Origin of the sequence: Streptomyces sp. NPDC088762 (assembly GCF_044750905.1) — a bacterium.
GTDB lineage: Bacteria > Actinomycetota > Actinomycetes > Streptomycetales > Streptomycetaceae > Streptomyces.
Genome location: NZ_JBIVKT010000001.1, coordinates 853,277 through 872,784 on the forward strand (window position 1 = coordinate 853,277; position 19,508 = coordinate 872,784).

At 72.1% G+C, this 19,508-nt stretch carries 22 protein-coding genes; 15 read left to right on the top strand and 7 right to left on the bottom strand.

What is annotated here, in order from left to right; all coding sequences use genetic code 11:
- Window positions 1–38 precede the first annotated feature (38 nt).
- On the top strand, window positions 39–548 hold the full coding sequence (locus ACIP5M_RS03925) for an HIT family protein (protein ID WP_401191455.1): 510 nt from the start codon (window positions 39–41) through the stop codon (window positions 546–548).
- Here the strand turns inward: ACIP5M_RS03925 and ACIP5M_RS03930 are convergent.
- From ACIP5M_RS03930 to ACIP5M_RS03940, 3 genes are all read right to left on the bottom strand, one after another.
- Window positions 521–910: a nuclear transport factor 2 family protein gene (locus ACIP5M_RS03930; RefSeq protein WP_401191456.1), complete on the bottom strand. Its 390-nt coding sequence runs from the start codon at window positions 908–910 to the stop codon at window positions 521–523. The two genes, ACIP5M_RS03925 and ACIP5M_RS03930, sit on opposite strands and share 28 nt — an antisense overlap.
- 264 nt (window positions 911–1,174) lie before the next feature.
- Window positions 1,175–1,732: a MarR family winged helix-turn-helix transcriptional regulator gene (locus tag ACIP5M_RS03935; protein WP_401191458.1), complete on the bottom strand. Its 558-nt coding sequence runs from the start codon at window positions 1,730–1,732 to the stop codon at window positions 1,175–1,177.
- Entirely contained in the window at window positions 1,725–2,465 is a 741-nt protein-coding gene (locus tag ACIP5M_RS03940; RefSeq protein ID WP_401191459.1) for a DJ-1/PfpI family protein, read from the bottom strand. Before ACIP5M_RS03940 ends, ACIP5M_RS03935 begins: the two co-directional genes overlap by 8 nt.
- A gap of 125 nt (window positions 2,466–2,590) precedes the next feature.
- Between ACIP5M_RS03940 and ACIP5M_RS03945 the strand changes: the two genes are divergently transcribed.
- The 3 genes from ACIP5M_RS03945 (at window position 2,591) to ACIP5M_RS03955 (ending at window position 5,541) form a co-directional block, all read left to right on the top strand.
- Window positions 2,591–3,943: an aspartate aminotransferase family protein gene (locus ACIP5M_RS03945; RefSeq protein WP_401191461.1), complete on the top strand. Its 1,353-nt coding sequence runs from the start codon at window positions 2,591–2,593 to the stop codon at window positions 3,941–3,943.
- Window positions 3,944–4,092: 149 nt separating this feature from the next.
- Entirely contained in the window at window positions 4,093–4,758 is a 666-nt protein-coding gene (locus tag ACIP5M_RS03950; RefSeq protein WP_401191463.1) for a GntR family transcriptional regulator, read from the top strand.
- Window positions 4,759–4,890: 132 nt separating this feature from the next.
- Entirely contained in the window at window positions 4,891–5,541 is a 651-nt protein-coding gene (locus ACIP5M_RS03955) for a hypothetical protein (protein WP_401191465.1), read from the top strand.
- A gap of 278 nt (window positions 5,542–5,819) precedes the next feature.
- Here the strand turns inward: ACIP5M_RS03955 and ACIP5M_RS03960 are convergent, their stop codons facing one another.
- Complete coding sequence (locus ACIP5M_RS03960) at window positions 5,820–6,563, bottom strand: SLATT domain-containing protein (RefSeq protein WP_401191883.1); 744 nt, start codon at window positions 6,561–6,563, stop codon at window positions 5,820–5,822.
- 267 nt (window positions 6,564–6,830) lie between these two features.
- Between ACIP5M_RS03960 and ACIP5M_RS03965 the strand changes: the two genes are divergently transcribed.
- The 7 genes from ACIP5M_RS03965 (at window position 6,831) to ACIP5M_RS03995 (ending at window position 13,009) form a co-directional block, all read left to right on the top strand.
- Window positions 6,831–7,175, top strand: coding sequence for a YbaB/EbfC family nucleoid-associated protein (locus ACIP5M_RS03965; RefSeq protein WP_401191467.1), 345 nt, complete (start codon window positions 6,831–6,833; stop codon window positions 7,173–7,175).
- Between the two features lie 39 nt (window positions 7,176–7,214).
- Window positions 7,215–7,814 (top strand): recombination mediator RecR, encoded by a 600-nt coding sequence (gene recR / locus ACIP5M_RS03970; RefSeq protein WP_363057095.1) that lies wholly within the window; start codon window positions 7,215–7,217, stop codon window positions 7,812–7,814.
- On the top strand, window positions 7,807–8,454 hold the full coding sequence (locus tag ACIP5M_RS03975) for a DUF5063 domain-containing protein (protein WP_401191469.1): 648 nt from the start codon (window positions 7,807–7,809) through the stop codon (window positions 8,452–8,454). The genes recR and ACIP5M_RS03975 overlap by 8 nt, the downstream gene beginning before the upstream one ends.
- A gap of 125 nt (window positions 8,455–8,579) precedes the next feature.
- A complete protein-coding gene (locus tag ACIP5M_RS03980; RefSeq protein ID WP_401191471.1) occupies window positions 8,580–9,854 on the top strand; it encodes an aspartate kinase in 1,275 nt (424 codons plus the stop codon).
- The gene (locus ACIP5M_RS03985) at window positions 9,851–10,924 is read left to right on the top strand and encodes an aspartate-semialdehyde dehydrogenase (RefSeq protein ID WP_401191473.1); all 1,074 of its coding nucleotides are present in this window, start codon (window positions 9,851–9,853) and stop codon (window positions 10,922–10,924) included. The genes ACIP5M_RS03980 and ACIP5M_RS03985 overlap by 4 nt, the downstream gene beginning before the upstream one ends.
- 169 nt (window positions 10,925–11,093) lie before the next feature.
- Window positions 11,094–11,894, top strand: a complete 801-nt coding sequence (locus tag ACIP5M_RS03990; protein ID WP_401191475.1) for a SigE family RNA polymerase sigma factor — start codon at window positions 11,094–11,096, stop codon at window positions 11,892–11,894.
- Window positions 11,891–13,009: a hypothetical protein gene (locus ACIP5M_RS03995; RefSeq protein ID WP_401191477.1), complete on the top strand. Its 1,119-nt coding sequence runs from the start codon at window positions 11,891–11,893 to the stop codon at window positions 13,007–13,009. Before ACIP5M_RS03990 ends, ACIP5M_RS03995 begins: the two co-directional genes overlap by 4 nt.
- A 25-nt stretch (window positions 13,010–13,034) precedes the next feature.
- On the opposite strand, the gene ACIP5M_RS04000 is transcribed toward ACIP5M_RS03995, so the two are convergent.
- Window positions 13,035–13,808 carry an SURF1 family protein gene (locus ACIP5M_RS04000; RefSeq protein WP_401191479.1) on the bottom strand — a complete coding sequence of 258 codons (774 nt, stop codon included), beginning with the start codon at window positions 13,806–13,808 and terminating at the stop codon, window positions 13,035–13,037.
- 43 nt (window positions 13,809–13,851) lie between these two features.
- The gene (locus ACIP5M_RS04005) at window positions 13,852–15,666 is read right to left on the bottom strand and encodes a prolyl oligopeptidase family serine peptidase (RefSeq protein ID WP_401191481.1); all 1,815 of its coding nucleotides are present in this window, start codon (window positions 15,664–15,666) and stop codon (window positions 13,852–13,854) included.
- A 110-nt stretch (window positions 15,667–15,776) separates the two neighbouring features.
- Here ACIP5M_RS04005 and ACIP5M_RS04010 point away from each other — a divergent pair, with 110 nt between their 5' ends.
- The 3 genes from ACIP5M_RS04010 to ACIP5M_RS04020 all read left to right on the top strand — a co-directional run bounded on the left by ACIP5M_RS04010 (window position 15,777) and on the right by ACIP5M_RS04020 (window position 17,893).
- Window positions 15,777–15,947 (top strand): hypothetical protein, encoded by a 171-nt coding sequence (locus ACIP5M_RS04010; RefSeq protein ID WP_401191483.1) that lies wholly within the window; start codon window positions 15,777–15,779, stop codon window positions 15,945–15,947.
- A gap of 64 nt (window positions 15,948–16,011) precedes the next feature.
- On the top strand, window positions 16,012–17,313 hold the full coding sequence (gene codA, locus ACIP5M_RS04015; protein ID WP_401191485.1) for a cytosine deaminase: 1,302 nt from the start codon (window positions 16,012–16,014) through the stop codon (window positions 17,311–17,313).
- 76 nt (window positions 17,314–17,389) lie between these two features.
- Entirely contained in the window at window positions 17,390–17,893 is a 504-nt protein-coding gene (locus ACIP5M_RS04020; protein ID WP_401191487.1) for a DUF5956 family protein, read from the top strand.
- A gap of 15 nt (window positions 17,894–17,908) precedes the next feature.
- Here the strand turns inward: ACIP5M_RS04020 and ACIP5M_RS04025 are convergent, their stop codons facing one another.
- Complete coding sequence (locus tag ACIP5M_RS04025; protein ID WP_401191489.1) at window positions 17,909–18,562, bottom strand: DUF1326 domain-containing protein; 654 nt, start codon at window positions 18,560–18,562, stop codon at window positions 17,909–17,911.
- A gap of 118 nt (window positions 18,563–18,680) precedes the next feature.
- On the opposite strand from ACIP5M_RS04025, the gene ACIP5M_RS04030 reads away from it, so the two are divergent.
- Window positions 18,681–19,505: a DUF2182 domain-containing protein gene (locus tag ACIP5M_RS04030; RefSeq protein ID WP_401191491.1), complete on the top strand. Its 825-nt coding sequence runs from the start codon at window positions 18,681–18,683 to the stop codon at window positions 19,503–19,505.
- The last annotated feature ends 3 nt before the right edge of the window (window positions 19,506–19,508 follow it).

A 19,508-nucleotide genomic window follows, 5' to 3' on the forward strand; every position in this document is an offset into this window, starting at 1 on the left:
CGAAATGCCAGGCGCACGCGGCTGGTTACCATCACGTCATGACCGACACCGACTGGCGTCACGACCGCATCGGCAGTGCGCACCGGGGCCGGAACCCCACCGTCATGCGCCGCCTGGAAGCCGGCTTCGCCGCCTTCGGGGACCGTCAGTTCCTGCCGGGGTACTCCGTCCTGCTCACCGACGACTCCGCCGTGACCCGCCTCTCCGATCTCCCCCGGCCGCGCAGGATGGCGTACCTCACCGACCTGGAGCGGCTCGCCGAGGCGGTCGAGCGCGCCTGTCGCCGGCTCGACCCGGCCTTCCGCCGCGTGAACATCGAGATCCTCGGCAACACCGACCCGTACCTCCACGCCCACATCTGGCCCCGCTACGACTGGGAGCCCGCCGACCGGGTCCGGCTGCCCGTCTGGCTCTACGCGGAGGAGTTCTGGCGGGGCGAGCAGTACGCGCCGTCAGGCCGCCACGACGCTCTGCGTGCCGCCATCGGGGAGGAGCTGGACGCCCTCGCCGCGCCCGGGGCTCAGTCCGCCACCATCGGTTCGACGTAACCGGCGCGCCAGCGGGGTGCAGGGTCCTGGCCGGGAGTGGTCCAGTATTCCCGTGCGCCGATGATCTCCCCGTCCCGGACGGTCCACAGGGAGACGGCGCGGTAGACGACGTGGTCCTGAGGTATCTCCACCTCGGTGACGACGAGGTCCCCGTCCGCCAGGATCCGCAGCACCTCCACGGATCTCTCGTCCGTGTAGCCGTCATCGCTGATCACGGCTATGAAGTTGGCGCGGCCCACGATGCGTTCGCCGCTCACCGGCCATTCGATGACGGCGTCGTTGGCGATGAGCGTTGCCACGCCGTCCCAGTCGCGTTCCTCGATCCGCTCCCACAGTCGTGCCACTACGTTCAACGGCTCCATGGTCGGCAGTCTCCGACGCGGTCCTCGTACGCAACAAGCTCTGTCGGCAGGCTTATTGACTTCGACACAAACCGGTGCGGGGCGCCGCCCACACGTGGTGAGCGGCGGGCCGGCACCGCCCTTGTCGGTTTGCCGCCGGCCGGTCCGGCCGGGCTCCTGGACGAGGTGCTGCTCGGGCTCCTCGCCCAGGACTGGAAGCAGGACCCGAAGCAGGACCCGAAGCTCTAAGGTGCCGACACCGCCCGTCCAGCAGGCGCGAACCGCTCAGGGGACGGGCGTATCGGGGGAGGACTGGAGGGTTTCCAGGGCTTTCGACAGTCGTTCCAGGGCCTGGACCGTTTCCCTGAAGGCGGTGTCCCCCAGTTCCGCCGCGAGGCGGGCGGCGAGGGAGGCGTGGCCCGGGCCGATGCGGGCCACCGCCGCGCGGCCGGCCTCCGTGGGGCGGAGGAGTTTGGCCCGGCGGTGCGCCGGGTTCGGGACATACTCCGCCAGGCCCTTCGCGGCCAGCAGGTCAGCGATGCGCTGCACGCTCTGCCGGGTGATCCCCATCGCCCGGGCGATGCCCGCCACGGGCAGCGGTTCCTTCAGTACGGCGCCCAGCACCTGCCACCACGCGGCCGTCAGCCCGGCCGGCCGGGCCAGTTCCTCCGAGACGGAGAGGAACTGGCCGTTCAGCCGGAAGACCCCGAGTGCGGTGCGGCTCAACCAGTCCTGACGGGCGCGGAGGGAGAGGCCCTCCGCGTGAAGGCCAGGGCCCTCCGCGGAGACGTCCTCCGCGGAGAGGTCCTCCTTGGAAAGGTCCTCCGGCGCCGGCTCACGCATCGCCGGCCTCCGACGCCGCCATCAGCACCGGGTAGGCGCTCGGGTCCGAGTCGTGGAACAGCCGGTACCACGCGTCCAGGACATCCGGCTTGTAGACGCCCAGGCGGGCGAAGACCTCGCGGGCGAAGGCCACCGGTTCCGTCGGCCCGGCCGTGATCAGGTCGCCGTCCGTCACCGCGTCGGTCTCGACGTAGCGCCCGGCGCCCGCGTAGCCGGGCTGTTCGGCCAGGTAGAAGGAGACCGCGCTGGTGTGCCTACGGCCGTCCAGTACGCCGGCCCGGGCCAGGCCCGCGGTGGCTCCGCAGATGGCCGCGACCGGGACGCCCGCCGCCAGGAACTCCTTCGCCTTCACCGCGAAGGGCGCCAGTTCGTCGCTCGTGTCCCAGAGCGAGGCCCCCGTCAGGATCAGGAGCGAGGAGTCCTCCGGCCGCAGGTCGGCGAGGGCCAGGTCGGGCTGGATGCGGACGCCACCCATGGTGGTGACCGGCTGCCCGGCGGCGAAGCCGACCGTCCGGATCTCGTGGCCGCGCTGCGTGAGGTGGGCGGTGGTGTGGCCGGTCTCCCAGTCCGCGTACGTGTCGTACACAGCCAGATGGACGGGCTTGGGGACGGCCTTCCGGACGGGCGTGGGAACGGCTTTGTGGGCGGTCTCGTCGGTGGGCTTGCTCCGGGTTCCGGTCATCTCGATCGCCTCCGCATCGTCGAACCACCACCAATGACAGAAGGCTGTCATGACGACAGCCTGCTGTCAATGACCGAGGCGTGCGGAAGGGTGCCGACAGACTGCCGAGAGTGCCCCCCTCACCCCATACAGTCCGCCGATATCGGTCCCCACCTGCACACTTCTAGCGTGACGACATGACCCCTCATGTCACCGGCGCGACCGTCAAGGCCGCCGACCGCGCTCACGTCTTCCACTCGTGGTCCGCCCAAGCCCTGATCGACCCGCTGGCCGTTGCCGGCGCCGAGGGCTCGTACTTCTGGGACTACGACGGGAACCGCTTCCTCGACTTCGCCTCGCAGCTGGTCAACACCAACATCGGCCACCAGCACCCCAAGGTCGTCGCCGCCGTCCAGGAGCAGGCCGCCCGGCTCTGCACCCTCGCGCCCGGCTTCGCCGTCGACGTCCGCTCCGAGGCCGCACGCCTCATCGCCGAACGGACCCCCGGAGACCTGGACAAGATCTTCTTCACCAACGGCGGCGCGGAAGCCGTCGAGAACGCCGTACGGATGGCCCGGCTGCACACCGGCCGGCAGAAGGTGCTGTCCACCTACCGCTCGTACCACGGCGCCACCGCTGCCGCGATCAACCTCACCGGCGACCCGCGCCGCTGGCCGTCCGACACGGCCGCCGCCGGCGTCGTGCACTTCTGGGGCCCGTTCCTCTACCGCTCGCCCTTCCACGCGACCACCGAGGCCGAGGAGTGCGAGCGCGCCCTCGCGCACCTCGCCGACACCATCGCCTTCGAGGGTCCGGCGACCATCGCCGCGATCATCCTGGAGAGCGTGCCGGGCACCGCCGGGATCATGACGCCGCCGCCCGGCTACCTCGCCGGCGTGCGCGAGCTGTGCGACGCCCACGGCATCGTCTTCATCCTCGACGAGGTCATGTCCGGCTTCGGGCGGACCGGCAGGTGGTTCGCCGCCGACCACTGGGGGGTCACCCCCGACCTGATCACCTTCGCCAAGGGAGTCAACAGCGGGTACGTGCCGCTCGGCGGCGTCGCCATCTCGGCCGCCATCGCCGAGACCTTCGCCACCCGCCCCTACCCGGGCGGACTGACGTACTCCGGCCACCCCCTGGCCTGCGCCGCCGCCGTCGCGACGATCAACGCGATGGAGGAGGAGGGGATCGTCGAGCACGCCGCCCACCTCGGCGCGAACGTGATCGGCCCGGCCCTCGCCGAGATCGCCGAACGGCACCCGTCGGTCGGCGAGGTGCGGGGCCTGGGCACCTTCTGGGCCCTGGAACTCGTACGGGACGAGGAGACGCGCGAGCCGCTCGTTCCGTACAACGCGGCGGGCGCCGCCAACGCGCCGATGGCCGAGTTCGCCGCGGCCTGCAAGGCCTCCGGCCTGTGGCCCTTCGTCAACATGAACCGGACGCACGTCGTCCCGCCCTGCACGATCACGGAGTCGGAGGCCAAGGAGGGTCTGGCCCTGCTGGACGAGGCCCTGACGGTCGCCGACCGCCACACCACGGCCGGCTGAAAGTGCAGGTGGCCCGGCTGCCGGCACACGTGGCCGGTTCCCCGTCCGCATAACGGTCGGTAGATCCGTATAACGATCACGAACCGTTCGGTTTCGGCCTCGCTGTCTGGCCTAAGGTGTCCGGAGTTCTACAGAGGAGACGGACCCTTATGCCAGGCAGCGGCGCTGTCACCCGCAACACACTTCGCCAGCAGATCGCGGACGCGCTGCGTGACGAGGTGCTCGCGGGACGCCTGCCGCCGGGCACGGAGTTCACCGTCAAGCAGATCGCCGAGCAGTACGAGGTCTCCGCGACCCCGGTCCGCGAGGCGCTCGTGGACCTCTCGGCCCAGGGGTTGCTGGAACTGGTCCAGCACCGCGGTTTCCGCGTACGGGTCTTCTCCGTGGACGACTTCCGCGGCATGGTCGAGGCGCGTTCGCTGGTCGTCGACGGGATCTTCCGCCGGCTCGCCGAACGCGGCACCGCACCCGGCTCCGGCGAGATGCTGGTGTCGGTGCGCCGCCGGGCCGAGGAGGCGCGGCGGGCCGCCCAGAGCGGTTCGCTCGAAGTGCTGATCGGCTACGACCTCCGCTTCTGGCGGGAACTGAGCGGGCTGGTCGGCAACACCTACATCTCGGAGTTTCTGCACCGCATCCGCGTGCAGTGCTGGGTTTTCGCCGTACCCCACCTCCAGCGCGAGCCGCAGCTGCGCGCGGCGCTGTGGTGCGGGCACAGCGACCTGGTGGACGCGGTGACGCTGGCGGACGCGGATGAGGTACGGCGCATCGTGCACGAGTACAACCAGCACGGTCTGGACTGGGCCGCCGGCCTCTGAGCCCGTCGTCGCGGGGTGGCAGGGCGGGGTCAGGGCGTCACCCCTCGTAAGCGGGTTCTGCGCACCTCTTCGCGGAGGGTGTTCGGCGCACTACTCTGGCCCGATCGGCGGCATCGACTGATCGGAGCCCGCGTGGCTTGTGACCTGTGGCTGGTCCCCCTTGTCGACGTGCTGTGCCACAGCCCCGACAACCCCTTCGCGGAAGAGATCGCCTCGTACGACAAGGCGCTGGGTGAGGCGGGTCTGCCGTCGGTGCCCGTGTTCGCTTACATGCCCGGCCTGAGCGGGGACGTGGCTCCGGTGGCCGGCTTCGACTACGACGCCCTGCACTTCCTGCGGCGGGCGTACCTGCTCCAGATCTGCGGGCTGCCGGTGACGCCGGTGGACGAGCTGGGCGGGGACTACGAGCAGCTGCTGGAGATGTTCGAGCCGACCGCGCAGCAGTCGCACCTGGTGTGGCACTACGACCACGCGGGGGCGTACGTGCCGGTGGACTTCCCGGCTCCGCTGGCGAACGAGGAGCTGTTGGGCGGGGGCGGGCCGCTGGGGTCCGCGCACGGGCTGCTGCGGGAGCTGGTCTTCGTGGCTCCGGCGATCGGGATCGACCCGGGGAACCCGCCCGCCGCGCCGGCTCCGCCGGGGCGGCCGACGTCGTTGGAGGAGCCGGCGGGGCCGATTCCGCATGACGACAGTCCGTTCGCGCGGGAGCGGTTCGTGTGGCTGGGGTTGCATGCGGCGGCTACGCGGAGTCTGGGGCAGGGGTCGATGATCATCTTTAGCTGACGCAGCCTTCGCTTCGCCTCGCCTCGCCTCGCCTTCCGACCGGGCTGGACGGGGCTGGGCTGGGCTGGGGGCGGGTGCGGGTTCCGCTGCGCGGAGCAGGTCCCCGCCCCGCCCTTTCTCCGTTTCCTGGGGCGCCGCCCCAGCCCCCGCGCCTCAAACGCCGGCGAGGCTGGAAGTGCCCCGCGCCTCGAACGCCGGCGGGGCTGGAAGTGCTCCGCGCCGGAAGTGCCCCGCGCCCGAAGTGTCCCGCGCCCCCAAACGCCGGTGGGGCCGGCGTGTCAGCGGGGCTGTTCCGGGGGCCGCTGGCGGGGCATGTTCGGGCGGGTGCCCGGCGGGAGGGGGAAACGGGCCGGGGGGACGTAGGCGTCCGGGCGGGCTCCGTTGGCTCCCAGGGACTGCATCACCAGCGGGGCCGGGCCGGAGCTGAACTCCACCATCCACTCCGCGGTCTCGGAGCGCACCAGCTCCGTCACGTCCTCCGAGAAGCGGCGCAGCACGGTGAGGCAGCGCTCGGCGGCCTCGCTGGCCGTGCCCTCCGTCGGGCCGAGCACCTCCCGCACGTTCTCCGAGGCCCAGTCGAACTGGAGGGTCTGCAGGCGGCGCTGCACCGCCTGGGCGGTGGCCACGTCGCGCATCCAGCCCGAGGTCAGGCCGAAGAACCGGTCGCAGGCCAGGCAGGCCGCGCCGAGGAGGAGCGCCAGGTACCCGTACGCCGACGCGCCCGGCGCCGAGCCCGTCAGCTCCAGCAGCGGCATCGCGGCGCCCGTGACGGCGCCCACGGCCGCTCCGGCACGCAGCACGCGCGCCCCCCGGCGCTTCCACGCCCGGTCGGACAGGTACCACTCGGCGGTGCGCAGTGCGTCGGCCTCGACGCGCCGGTAGAGCTCGTCGAGCCGCTCGGCGGGCTCGCCCCAGTCCCCCAGGGGGAACGGCCGGCCGGTCAGATCGCCCGCCATCGGACCGCCGCCCTCCTCCCGGGGATCCCGGGGTGGCCCCTCGGGCTGCATCTCCGGCTGGCTCACCCGGCGCTCCCTCTGCCTGCGCTGACGTGTGGTGGTGCGCGTGTGCGCAATGGTGCGCATGCTCTTCCTACCTTCGAATGACACGCGATGGACAACAAATCCCGGGATTTCCGCTCGCAAGGAGGTCTCCAGCAGGTACGCGTACGCCCGGACTCTCACTCGAAAGAGTTGGTCCTCTCGGCGTAGGGCGCGGCGCCCGGGGAGCACGTAGGCTCGGATTGACCAAGCTGCCCCAGGCTTGGACCGATGCTACGGAGTGAGTGACCTGTGATTCCCGGTGGTGGCCAGCCCAATATGCAGCAGCTGCTCCAGCAGGCCCAGAAGATGCAGCAGGACCTCGCCGCAGCCCAGGAAGAGCTCGCGCAGGCCGAGGTCGAGGGCCAGGCCGGCGGCGGCCTCGTCAGGGCGACCGTCACCGGTTCCGGTGAACTGCGCGCGCTGGTGATCGATCCGAAGGCGGTGGACCCGGAGGACACCGAGACCCTCGCCGACCTGGTGGTCGCGGCGGTCCAGGCGGCCAACGAGAATGCCCAGGCGCTCCAGCAGCAGAAGCTGGGCCCGCTGGCCCAGGGGCTGGGCGGCGGCAGCGGCATTCCCGGCCTTCCGTTCTAGTACCCGCACCACCCACCGAAACCGAAAGAAGGCAGTCCGTTGTACGAAGGCGTGGTCCAGGACCTGATCGACGAACTGGGCAGGCTGCCCGGCGTCGGGCCCAAGAGCGCGCAGCGGATCGCCTTCCACATCCTGCAGGCCGAGCCCACCGACGTCCGCCGCCTCGCGCACGCGCTGCTCGAGGTCAAGGACAAGGTCAGGTTCTGCGCGGTGTGCGGGAACGTGGCGCAGGAGGAGCGGTGCGGCATCTGTCGTGACCCGCGCCGCGACACCACCGTCATCTGTGTCGTGGAAGAGCCGAAGGACGTCGTCGCGATCGAGCGGACCCGCGAGTTCCGGGGCAAGTACCACGTCCTCGGCGGCGCGATCAGCCCGATCGAAGGGGTCGGCCCCGACGACCTGCGCATCCGGGAGCTGCTGGCGCGGCTCGCGGACGGCACGGTCACCGAGCTGATCCTGGCGACCGATCCGAACCTGGAGGGCGAGGCGACCGCCACCTACCTCGCCCGCATGATCAAGCCCATGGGCCTGAAGGTCACCCGCCTGGCCAGCGGGCTCCCCGTCGGGGGAGATCTGGAGTACGCGGACGAGGTCACGCTCGGGCGGGCCTTTGAAGGAAGGCGACTTCTCGATGTCTGACGCAATGCTGCACGCTGTGGGCCAGGACCCGGACGACTTCGCCGCTTCGATCGCGGACCAGATCGAGTCGTTCATCGTCGCGGTCACGGAAGTGGCCAAGGGCGAGGACCCGGACAGCGCGGTGCCCTTCCTCCTCCTGGAGGTCTCGCAGCTGCTGCTGGCGGGCGGGCGGCTGGGCGCGTACCAGGACGTCCTGCCCGAGGAGCGCTACGAGCCCGACCTCGGCCCGGAGCCTGACGTGGACGACCTGCGCGAGCGGTTCGCGCTGATGCTGGAGCCGGTCGACGTCTACTCCGAGGTCTTCGACCCGTACGAGCCGCGCAAGGCGCCGGTGGCGCACCGGATCTCCGACGACCTGGCCGAGGTGGTCGCCGACCTGCGGCACGGCCTCATCCACCACCAGGCGGGCCGGATCACCGAGGCGCTGTGGTGGTGGCAGTTCTCGTACTTCACCAACTGGGGTCCGACGGCCTCGGCCACCCTGCGCGCCCTCCAGTCCCTGATCGCGCACGTCCGGCTGGACCAGCCGCTGGCGGCCCTGGACGGCCTGGACACGGACGAGGACCTGGCCGAGGACGACCTCGCGGAGCAGGCCGGACAGGTCATGGCGGAGGAGCTCGGCGGTCTCGGCCGCCCGTGATCCGGTCCGCGCGGCGGGGAACGTATTCTTTGATCCTTTCGTCTCATGATGTGGTACGAAGCGGTCGGATCGCGGCCGCTCGTTAGACTGCACCAGCAATGAGACGGACTGAGCGAGGAGCGCACGTGGGCCTTGTCGTGCAGAAGTACGGAGGCTCCTCCGTAGCCGATGCCGAGGGCATCAAGCGCGTCGCCAAGCGGATCGTGGATGCCAAGAAGAACGGCCACCAGGTGGTCGTCGTGGTTTCCGCGATGGGCGACACGACGGACGAGCTGATCGATCTCGCCGAGCAGGTATCCCCGATGCCTGCCGGGCGTGAGTTCGACATGCTGCTGACCGCCGGAGAGCGGATCTCCATGGCCCTGCTGGCCATGGCGATCAAAAACCTGGGCCACGAGGCCCAGTCGTTCACCGGTAGCCAGGCAGGCGTGATCACCGACTCGGTCCACAACAAAGCGCGCATCATCGATGTCACGCCGGGCCGTATCCGCACCGCGCTGGACGAGGGCAACATCGCCATCGTCGCCGGCTTCCAGGGCGTGTCCGCGGACTCCAAGGACATCACCACCCTCGGCCGCGGCGGTTCGGACACCACCGCCGTCGCGCTCGCCGCGGCGCTGGACGCCGAGGTCTGCGAGATCTACACCGACGTGGACGGCGTCTTCACCGCCGACCCGCGCGTGGTGAAGAAGGCACGGAAGATCGACTGGATCTCCTCCGAGGACATGCTGGAGCTCGCCGCCTCCGGTTCCAAGGTGCTGCTGCACCGCTGCGTGGAGTACGCACGCCGTTACAACATTCCGATCCACGTCCGCTCGTCCTTCTCCGGACTGCGCGGCACCTGGGTCAGCAACGAGAAGCCGCAAGGGGACGAGCAGGTGGAGCACGCCATCATCTCCGGAGTCGCTCACGACGTCTCCGAAGCCAAGATCACGGTCGTCGGCGTCCCGGACAAGCCGGGCGAGGCCGCGGCGATCTTCCGGGCCATCGCGGACGCCGAGATCAACATCGACATGATCGTGCAGAACGTGTCGGCGGCCTCCACGGGCCTGACCGACATCTCCTTCACGCTCCCCAAGGCCGAGGGCCACAAGGCCATCGACGCCCTGGAGAAGGCGAAGGGCCAGATCGGCTTCGACTCCCTGCGCTACGACGACCAGATCGGCAAGATCTCCCTGGTCGGCGCCGGCATGAAGACGAACCCGGGCGTCACCGCCTCCTTCTTCCAGGCGCTGTCCGATGCGGGCGTCAACATCGAGCTGATCTCCACCTCGGAGATCCGCATCTCGGTCGTGACCCGCCAGGACGACGTCAACGAAGCCGTCCGCGCCGTGCACACGGCCTTCGGCCTCGACTCCGACAGTGACGAGGCCGTCGTCTACGGAGGCACCGGACGATGACCGCGGACCGGTCCTCCGGCCCGGCGCTCGCCGTGGTCGGAGCGACCGGAGCAGTCGGTTCGGTCCTGCTCCAGATCCTGTCCCAGCGGGCGGACGTCTGGGGCGACATACGCCTGATCGCCTCCGCGCGCTCGGCCGGCCGCGTGCTGACCGTCCGCGCGGAGGAGACCGAGGTGCTCGCCCTCACCGAGGACGCCTTCGACGGCCTCGGTCCGGGCGACGTCGCGCTCTTCCTCACCCCGGCCGCGGTCTCGGCCCGGTGGGCCCCCGTGGTGACCGAGCGGGGAGCCGTGGTCGTGGACCAGTCCGCCGCCTTCCGCGAGGACCCCGAGGTGCCCCTGGTGGTGCCCGAAGTCAACGGGCACGCCGTCCGGATCCGGCCGCGCGGGATCGTCGCCGGTCCCGACTGCGTGACCGCCGCGATGATCGCCGCCCTCGGGCCGCTGCACACCGAGTACTCCCTCTGCGACCTGGCCGTCTCCTCGTACCAGGCCGCGAGCGCCGCCGGCCGGGCCGGCTCCGAGGCGCTGCGCCGCCAGCTGTCGCTCCTCGCGGGGACCGCCCTGGGCGAGCAGCCCGGTGACGTGCGCCGGGCCGTGGGCGAGGACACCGGCCCCTTCGCGGCGCCGCTGGCCCTCAACGTCGTGCCCTGGTCGGGTGAGCTGCGCGAGGACGGCTGGTCCTCGCACGAGCTGGCCGTACGGGCGCAGACGCGCCGGATCCTGCGGCTGGACCGGCTCCCGGTCGCGGTGACCTGCGTACAGGTGCCCGTGGTGACCGGGCATTCCCTGACCGTGCGGGCACGCTTCGACAACGAGGTGAACGCCGCGCACGCCCGGAAGGTCCTGGAGGCCGCGCCGGGCGTGGTCCTCGTGGACGACCCGGCGGCGGGGGAGTTCCCGACCCCTTCGGACGCCGCGGGGACGGATCCCGCCTGGGTGGGACGGGTGCGGGTCTCGCTCGACGACCCCTGCTCGCTGGAGTTCTTCGTCTGCGCCGACAATCTCCGCAGGGGCGCCGCCCTGAATGCCACGCACATCGCGGAACTGATCGCAGGTGAATCTGCGTAATTCGCTTTGTAGGATCGGTGCCGATCCCTTGATCAAGGTGATGGCCCGACTGCCGTCTCGAAGGACGGGGCAATCGGGAAGAGCGGGTACGCATGAGGGCAATGAGGATATTGCTGGCTGGACTGCCTCGCGCGTACAACCCTGACGGGGGGACGCGTGTCCTACTGGCGTGGCAGAGGCATTGCTGGAATGGGCCGTCCTACCGGCGCGCACCGGGTCCGTCCCGTCGCACCGGGGCTTCCGTGCGCCCGGCGGCGGTCTTCCCGTGATCCTTCCCGTCCCGCCGGCGGGGCCGGCTGCCGAGGTGTCCGTACGGGCACCCGCGACGACCCGGGGCGGCCGCGTGCCCGCGCCGCGCGACAGCGCTGAGGCGACGGGGAGCAGCGGCGGCAAGAGCGGTCCGGCGGAGCCGGTCGGGCCTGCCGGGACGGCAGAGGGAGCCGGGGCGCCCGAGGCGGTGAGCGTAGTGGTGGCCGGCACCACCGTCGACCACCTCACCGAGACCTACCAGGCGCACTACCGCTCGCTCCTCGGCCTCGCCGCGCTGCTCCTCGACGACACCGCCTCCTGCGAGGACGTGGTCCAGGAGGCGTTCATCCGCGTCCACTCCGCCCGGAACCGGGTCCGTGACCGGGACAAGACGCTGGCGTACCTGCGCCAGACCGTCGTGAACCTCTCGCGGTCCGCCCTGCGCCGGCGCATCCTCGGCCTCAAGCTGCTGTCGAAGCCGATGCCGAACATGGCGAGCGCCGAGGAAGGCGCCTACGACCAGCTGGAACGGGACGATCTGATCAAGGCGATGCGCGGACTGCAGCGGCGCCAGCGAGAGGTACTGGTGCTGCGCTACTTCGCGGACATGACCGAGGCCCAGGTCGCCGAGACGCTCGGAGTGTCGCTCGGGTCGGTGAAGGCGTACGGATCGCGGGGCATTGCCGCGCTGCGGGTGGCGATGGAGGCTGCGCAGTCATGATGGACGACCACATGCCGCTGGGCGGCGCCGGCGAGGAGCAGGCCCTGCGGGGCCTGCTGCACGGGGCCGTCGAGGGTCTGGAGCCCTCCGAGGGGGCGCTGGAGCGGCTGCGGTGTGCGGTTCCCGCGCGCCGGGCACTGAAGCGTCAGATCCTGGTCGGCGCCGCGGCCGTGGCCCTGCTCGCCGGGACCGCGATCCCGGCCGCCCTGCACCTGACGGCCGGCGAGGGCGAGCCCACCGAGCACTCGGCCATGGCGGGGCACGGACAGCAGTCGGGCGGCATGTCGGGCGTCGCCCCGTCCGTTCCGCATCAGAACGGCTCCGGGGCCCGGCCGAGGCCCTCCCGCTCCGCCGGCAGCGGCCCCGACGCGGGCGGCGGCAGTGGGCAGCCGGTCCCCGACCTCGGCGGTACCCCGTCCGGCGGGGTGACGGCCGGCCCCTCCGGCGGCGCCGGTGCGTCGGCCGGAACGGGCGGCACCACGACCGGCCCTGCCGCCGGCGGCGGACCGTACCCGCCGGCCGCCGCCGCGGCGCTCCCCGGGTGCGGAGCCGAACAGCTGGGGGTCGTGGGCTCGGCCCGCTCCCCCGAGACCGACGGCAAGGTGTACGGCAGTTTCAAGGTCACCAACGTCTCGGGGCGGGGCTGTAAGGTCACCGGCCCGGACACCGTGACGGCGGCCGCCGGGGCCGCCTCCGCGCCCGGCAAGGGGCCGGGGGTCGCCGTGGTCGGCCACACGGCGGGGGACCCGGCGAGCGGGCTGCTGCCCGATCCCTCGGCGGAGGCTCCGGAGCTGGTGCTCCCGCCGAACACGGCGTACGAGGTCCGCTTCGCGTGGGTGCCGTCGGGGGAGGCCTGTACGGCGGAGAGCCCCGACACGGGTGCGAGCGCGAAGCCGCCTCAGGAGCAGAACGGCGACACCGGGACGGGGCCCGCCGGAACGGCGGCGTCCACGGACCCCCAGGCGGGCGAGGAGCCCGCGAAGCCGGCCGGTGTGGCGGTGTCCCACACACCCCAGGCGGGGGCGCCGACCACGCAGACCACGATTCCCGAGGCGTGCGGCGGCACGCTGTACCGGACGGGCACGATCCCGGTGGACTCCCCGCCCAAGCCGTAGCCCCGGCAGAACGGCCGCAGGTCGGTCAGGCGGGCTGGTCCGCCGTCGCGGGGACCAGCCCGGCTTCCGCGTCGCGGAGGGTCTCCACCTCGCGGCGGTAGAGCCGGAACCACATGAAGAGCACGAAGGCGACGAAGACGAACCACTCGCCCGTGTAGCCGAGGTTCTGGAAGGCCTTCAGGTCGAGCCCGGTGTCGTTCGGCGCCTGCGCGGGCACCGGGATCATGCCGTCCGCCGGGGTCTGCACGGTGAGCCAGGCGTCATACAGGTCGTACGGCACGATGTTGACCAGCGAGGCCGCCCCGATCACCCCGAGCTGCCCGGCCGGCAGACCGCCCTGGGCGTGGACCCCCTGGGTACCCGAGTTCTCCGAGGCCTGCAGCGCGCCCGTGACCTCCACGCGCCCGGTCGGCGCAGCCGGAGCCTTCGCCGGGTCCGCGCTCCCCGGCAGCCAGCCCCGGACCACCGGGACGGCCTTGCCGGAGTCGGTCTTCAGCAGGGTCAGGACGTAGAAGCCGGACTTCCCGTCGAGCTGCCGGTCGGGGACCAGCAGCTGTTCCGCGTACTGCCCGGTGACCCCGGCCAGGCGCCCCGAGGTCTTCTTGTCCACCGGAAGGAGCGAGTCCAGCGGCGCCGCGGCCTGGTCGGCGGGCCGCTCGGCGGTCGCCTCCCGGTGGCTGTCGACGCGGTCCTCGAACCGGCCGAGCTGCCAGGACCCCATGAACAGGCAGAAGGGGACGGCGAGCGCGACGAAGACGTTGATCCCCCACCAGCGCGGGGTCAGGAGAAACCGGTGCACCCCACCACCGTACGGGGGGTGCACCGGTCGCCGTCCCGCAGGGTCAGGCGGGCAGGTGCTTCAGCGTGAACTCCAGCTCCATCCGGAGCTGCTTGATCCGTTCCTCCACGACCAGCGAGCCGTGTCCCGCGTCGTACCGGTACACCTCGTGCACCGCCCCGCGCGCCGCCAGCCGGTCCACGTAGTTGTCGATCTGCCGGATCGGGCAGCGCGGGTCGTTGACGCCCGCCGCGATGTGGACGGGAGCCTTCACCGCGTCCACGTACGTCAGCGGCGAGGACGCCTCGAAGCGGTCCGGGACCTCCTCCGGCGTCCCGCCGAAGAGGGTGCGGTCCAGGGACTTCAGTGCCTCCATTTCGTCGTGGTAGGCCGTCACGTAGTCCGCGACCGGCACGGCGGCCAGGCCCACGGCCCACGCTCCCGGCTGCGTACCCAGCCCCAGCAGCGTCAGGTAACCGCCCCAGGAGCCGCCCGACAGGACGAGGCGGGCCGGATCCGCGAGGCCGGAGGAGACCGCCCACTCCCGGACCGCGGCGATGTCCTCCAGCTCGATCAGGCCGACCCGGTGCTTGAGGGCGTCCGTCCACGCGCGGCCGTAGCCGGTCGAGCCGCGGTAGTTGACCCGGACCACCGCGAAGCCGTGGTCCAGCCAGGCCGCCGGGGCCGCCGCGAAGGCGTCGCTGTCGTGCCAGGTGGGCCCGCCGTGGATCTCGAACACCGTCGGGAAGGGGCCCTCGCCCCGGCCGGCCGGCCGCTGCGCGAGCGCGTGGATGCGCCCTCCCGGACCCTCCACCCACACGTCCTCCACCGGCACGGAGCCGGGAGCGCGGAAGCCGGGCGCCTCCAGAACGATCCCGCCCGCGGTGGACCGTACGGCCGAGGGCTCGGCGGCGGAGGACCACAGGAACTCCACCGTCCCGTCGGGCCGGGCCGTGGCACCCGAGACCGTCCCCGGCGGGGTGTCCACTCGTACGAGGTCCCGCGCGGCCAGGTCGTACCGCCAGAGCTCGCTGCGCGCCTCGAAGCTGTGCGCGATGAGCAGGGCCGAGCCGTCCGGGTACCACTCGGCGCTGACATCGCCCGGCAGGTCGATGGCCAGGCCGACCTCGGCGCCGGATGCCACGTCCCACACCATCGGCTCCCACCGGCCGCGCCGCTGGTGGCCGACGAGCAGCCGGGTGTCGCCCGGGACCGGCGCGAAGCCGAGCACCTCCAGGCCCAGCTCCTCGGTGCCGCCCTTGGAGTCGTCCAGCTCGGCGACGGTGGTCCCGTCGAGGGTGAGCACGCGCACCGCCGAGTGCATGGCGTCACCGTGCTCGGTGTGCTCGATGGCGACCAGCGTTCCGTCGCGGGACAGGTCGCCGACGCCGGCGGACTCGCGGTGCCGGTAGATCACCGTGGGCTCGGAGCCGTCCGCGGGCACCACGTGGACGGTCGAGCCGTCCTCGTCGGTGGAGCGCCCGACGACCGCCGTCCCGTCCCGGCCGATCGCGAGCCCGGCCGGGTAGGAGGGCTCGAGCCCCGGGGTGGCCGGCTCGTCGGGGCCGCCCGCGAAGGGCTGGCGCACCCAGGTGCCGAACTCGTCGCCGTCGGTGTCGGAGAACCACCAGATCCACTCGCCGTCGGGGGACAGGGTGCCGTCGGTGGTGCCGTTGGGGCGGTCGGTGGCCTGCCGCTGCGTGCCGGTGGCGCGGTCCCAGGCGTAGAGCTCGAAGGTCCCCGTCGCGTTGGAGACGAAGAGGCAACGGTCCGGGGCGTCCTCCGCCCATTCGGGCAGCCCGACGCGCGGCGCCCGGAAGCGCTTCTCCCAGTCGGGCATCTCGGGGGTGTTCTCGCTGTCGCTGGTCATGCCCCCCATTCTTGCCGCATCGGGCGCACGGCCTGCCGGGATGCCGAACGCCCCGTACGGGCGGACAGTGGATCGCGTAGCACCCGTACGCCTGTCCCGTGCTCCCAGGAGGACTGATCATGGCCAAGAAGGCTGGTTCCGGGGGTCACCACGGCCACCACGATTCCGAGCGTGCGATGGCGAAGAACACGGCGGCCGAGGCCCGCGCCAAGGCCGCGGTCAGAGACGTCCAGTCGGTCGCCGCGAAGACGCGCGGCATGCAGCAGAAGGCTCAGGCCAAGCGAGGCTAGCCACGCACCGATCACGGCCCGATGTTTCACGTGAAACGTCGGGCCGCGTGCGTACGCTGGCGTCATGCGGATGATCGTCCGGGGCGCCCGGCTGCTGCACGTTCACGGCCTCGTCGACGTGGAGGTCGCCGAGGACGGCCGGATCGCGCGGGTGGTGCCGTACGACGACCAGAAGGAACCGCCGGCCACCGGCGTCCTCATCGAGGCCCACGGCGCGCTCCTCAGCGCGCCCTTCGTCGAGCCGCACATCCACCTCGACACCGCCCTCACCGCCGGCGAACCGCGCCCCAACGCCTCCGGGACCCTTTGGGAGGGCATCGCGTGCTGGAGCGAGCGCAAGCGGACCCTGACCCGCGAGGACGTCGTCGCGCGGGCGAGCGAGGTGCTGCGCTGGCAGGCGGCGCAGGGCGTGCTGCACGTGCGCACCCACTGCGACATCACCGACCCGGCCCTGACCGCGCTCGACGCGCTGCTGGAGGTGCGCGACCGGGTGCGGGACGTCATGACCCTCCAGATCGTGGCCTTCCCGCAGGAGGGGATCGTCTCCTTCCCGGACGGCGAGGCGCTGCTGCGCGAGGCGGTCCGGCGCGGGGCCGACGTCGTCGGCGCCATCCCGCACTTCGAGGACACCCGCGAGGACGGGGTGGCCTCGCTGGCGACGGCCTTCGCGCTGGCCGAGGAACACGGGCTGCGCGTGGACGCCCACTGTGACGAGATCGACGACGAGCAGTCCCGGTTCGTGGAGGTCCTGGCCACCCTCGCGCTGCGCTCGGGCCTGCGTGAGCGCGCCACGGCCTCCCACACGACGGCGATGGGCTCCTACAACGGCGCGTACAGCTTCAAACTCCAGCGCCTGCTCGCGCGTTCGGGCATCAACCTGGTCTCCAACCCCTTCGCCAACCTCAACCTCCAGGGCCGCTTCGACGCCTACCCCAGGCGGCGCGGCCTCACCCAGGTCAAGGAGATGCTGGCGGCGGGCGTCAACGTGGCCTTCGGCCACGACGACGTGATGGACCCCTGGAACGCCCTCGGCACCGCCAACCCGCTCCAGACCGCCCTCGTCGGGCTGTACGCGGCCCAGCTCACGGGCGCGGACGAAATCCCGGTGGCCTTCTCGATGGTGACCGACCGTGCGGCACGGGTCCTGGGCCTGTCGGAGGCGGAGTACGGGATCGCGGAGGGCGCCCCCGCCTCCTTCGTCCTGCTCCCGGCGCCCACGCCCGAGGAGGCGGTCCGCCGCCAGGTCCGCCCCCGGTACGTCGTCTCCCGCGGCACCGTCGTCGCCGAGACCCCGCCCGCCCCGACCCGTCTGTCCTGGCCGGGAGAGCCGCCCGTGGAGGTCGACTTCAGCCGCGAGCGCGGTTGAGGGACCGTCACGGCGCTTGCCGGCCGCCACCCCTGAGGTCACCCGCATCCGCCACCGCGTCGGATAGCGTGCCCGCATGTCGTGGGACGAGGACGGAACACCGCACCCGCTCGCACTGCGCCGCACGGGCCGCAGCGAACTGGAACCGGAACGGCTGCCCGAGATCCGAGAGCTGGAGGTGCTCGGCTGGGAGCCGGCTCCCGAGGAACTGCGCTGGGCCTTCCTGCCGTACGTCTGGCCCCCGGCGGCCCGGACCTGGATCCCGGACCGCTCCACGCACTGGGCGGTGGAGACCTCGCTGGACGGCCACGGTCACATCACGGACGTGGCATGCGCACCGCTCCCGGAGGCCGACCTGCAGGACCTCGACCGGGAGACCGACGCCGTCATCGCCGCCCTGGGCCTGCCGCCGCGCCCCCGGGGCCGCCTCTGGCTGCTCCGCCCGGTCGGCTCCCTCCCCACGGTCGCGGCCGTTCTCGACCACATCGACCAGGCGGCCGCGGAGCACGGGATGAGGCCCGCCCCCACCCCCGAGTTCCTCGGCCTGGCCGCGACGGAGCTGGCGGCGCTGGCCGCCTGATCCCCAAGACACCCCCTAGTCGGGGCCGCTCCAGTCGAAGGTGATGTGCTTGCTCGACTGGCCTTCCCTGCTCCACTGGAATCCGTACGCGTCGGCGCGGTCCGCCGTCGAGCGGCCCCAGGTCGCGACCTGGCCCGGACCGGTCTCCGAGCCGGGCATGTTCATCGACTGGACCCGGGCGCCCTCCGGTGTGGTGGGGCCGGTGAGCGCCTCCGCGCTCGCCTCGACCCGGCCGGGGATCGCGGCCCGCCAGCTCGCGAGGTCGTCGGCGACCTCGAACTCGATGGGGGCGAACTCCATCCCGCGCATCTCGGCGCCCATCATGCTCACCATCTCGGCGGGCCAGCTGCCCGCCTGGCCACCGAAGATCATCTGGAGGGCCTGGCGCTGCGCGTCGTCGGCGCGCTCGTCGACGAAGACCGCCGCGTAGGTGTCGGAGTGCTCGGCCCAGATGTTCCCGACGAACGAGCCCAGCATCAGCACGTTGAGACCGTCCAGCGGCACGTCCCCGTAACGCCCCTCGCGGATGTGCCACGCGAGGACTCCGTCGCATTCGCCGTTGGTGGGCAGCTGCGCGAAGGTGCAGGGACAGGGCACGTTGCACCTGCAGGTGTCGAACCAGTCGCCTGCGGCGTGCCACCTCGGAACAGTCGCTGTCGTCTCTGACATCTCTGCCTCCTCGGGACCGCGTACTGGATCACCCACGCCCATTATCCGCCCGCAGGAGCCGCCCGGCAGGCCCGGTTCCGCGCGGGCGGGGAGGGGCCCGGTGTGCTGTTCTGGAGGGGTGAGCCGCGATCGGAAGGCCCCGTCACCGCCGCGGAGCCCGGCGGATCTGCTGTCGGCCCGGCAGCTGGCGCTCGCCTGGGCCGTCATGGCGCTGCTGGCGCTGCTCGCCTGGGTGGCGGTCGTCGGCCAGGCCCGTGACATGGGGATCGAGCCGGGAACCATGGGCATGGGCGTCCCGCTGTTCCTGCTGCTGTGGCTCATCATGATGATCGCCATGATGTTCCCGTCGGTGGCCCCGGTGGCGATCACCTGGGCCCGGGCCATCGGCCGCCAGTCGTCGGGAGCCGCCCGCACGGCCCGCACCACGCAGTTCGTGGCCGGCTACCTCCTGGCCTGGACGGCCTTCGGCCTGATCGCCTACGGGCTCCTCGCCGCGACCGGGACCCTGCTGGACGGCCACCCCGGCGCCGGGCGCTGGATCGGCGCCGGCGCGTTCCTGATCGCCGGGCTGTACCAGTTCAGCCCGCTGAAGAACCTCTGCCTGAGCCACTGCCGCAGCCCCATGGGCCAGCTGGTGCGCTACGCCGGATTCCGGCCGACGGCCCGCGACCTGCGGGTCGGCTTGCACCATGGGGCGTACTGCGTCGGCTGCTGCTGGGGCCTGATGATCGTCCTCGTGCCGCTGGGCGTCATGAACGTACTGGCGATGGCCGCCGTGGCCGCGGTGATCTTCGTGGAGAAGCTGTGGCGCCTGGGTCCCGCCTTCTCCGCCGCCGTCGGGCTGGTCTTCCTCGCCCTGGCGGTGCTGGCTCCCTTCCAGCCCTGGCTGCTGCCGGGCCTGGAGCCGCAGCCCTCCCCGATGACGGACATGCTCCGCCCGTAGGGC

Excerpts from the sequence above, each read along its gene's own strand:
- ACIP5M_RS03925 (WP_401191455.1), top strand. The coding sequence starts at position 39 with ATGACCGACACCGACTGGCGTCACGACCGCATCGGCAGTGCGCACCGG.
- ACIP5M_RS03930 (WP_401191456.1), bottom strand. The coding sequence starts at position 910 with ATGGAGCCGTTGAACGTAGTGGCACGACTGTGGGAGCGGATCGAGGAA.
- ACIP5M_RS03935 (WP_401191458.1), bottom strand. The coding sequence starts at position 1,732 with ATGCGTGAGCCGGCGCCGGAGGACCTTTCCAAGGAGGACCTCTCCGCG.
- ACIP5M_RS03940 (WP_401191459.1), bottom strand. The coding sequence starts at position 2,465 with ATGACAGCCTTCTGTCATTGGTGGTGGTTCGACGATGCGGAGGCGATC.
- ACIP5M_RS03945 (WP_401191461.1), top strand. The coding sequence starts at position 2,591 with ATGACCCCTCATGTCACCGGCGCGACCGTCAAGGCCGCCGACCGCGCT.
- ACIP5M_RS03950 (WP_401191463.1), top strand. The coding sequence starts at position 4,093 with ATGCCAGGCAGCGGCGCTGTCACCCGCAACACACTTCGCCAGCAGATC.
- ACIP5M_RS03975 (WP_401191469.1), top strand. The coding sequence starts at position 7,807 with ATGTCTGACGCAATGCTGCACGCTGTGGGCCAGGACCCGGACGACTTC.
- ACIP5M_RS03985 (WP_401191473.1), top strand. The coding sequence starts at position 9,851 with ATGACCGCGGACCGGTCCTCCGGCCCGGCGCTCGCCGTGGTCGGAGCG.
- ACIP5M_RS03995 (WP_401191477.1), top strand. The coding sequence starts at position 11,891 with ATGATGGACGACCACATGCCGCTGGGCGGCGCCGGCGAGGAGCAGGCC.
- ACIP5M_RS04005 (WP_401191481.1), bottom strand. The coding sequence starts at position 15,666 with ATGGGGGGCATGACCAGCGACAGCGAGAACACCCCCGAGATGCCCGAC.
- ACIP5M_RS04010 (WP_401191483.1), top strand. The coding sequence starts at position 15,777 with ATGGCCAAGAAGGCTGGTTCCGGGGGTCACCACGGCCACCACGATTCC.
- codA (WP_401191485.1), top strand. The coding sequence starts at position 16,012 with ATGCGGATGATCGTCCGGGGCGCCCGGCTGCTGCACGTTCACGGCCTC.
- ACIP5M_RS04020 (WP_401191487.1), top strand. The coding sequence starts at position 17,390 with ATGTCGTGGGACGAGGACGGAACACCGCACCCGCTCGCACTGCGCCGC.
- ACIP5M_RS04025 (WP_401191489.1), bottom strand. The coding sequence starts at position 18,562 with ATGTCAGAGACGACAGCGACTGTTCCGAGGTGGCACGCCGCAGGCGAC.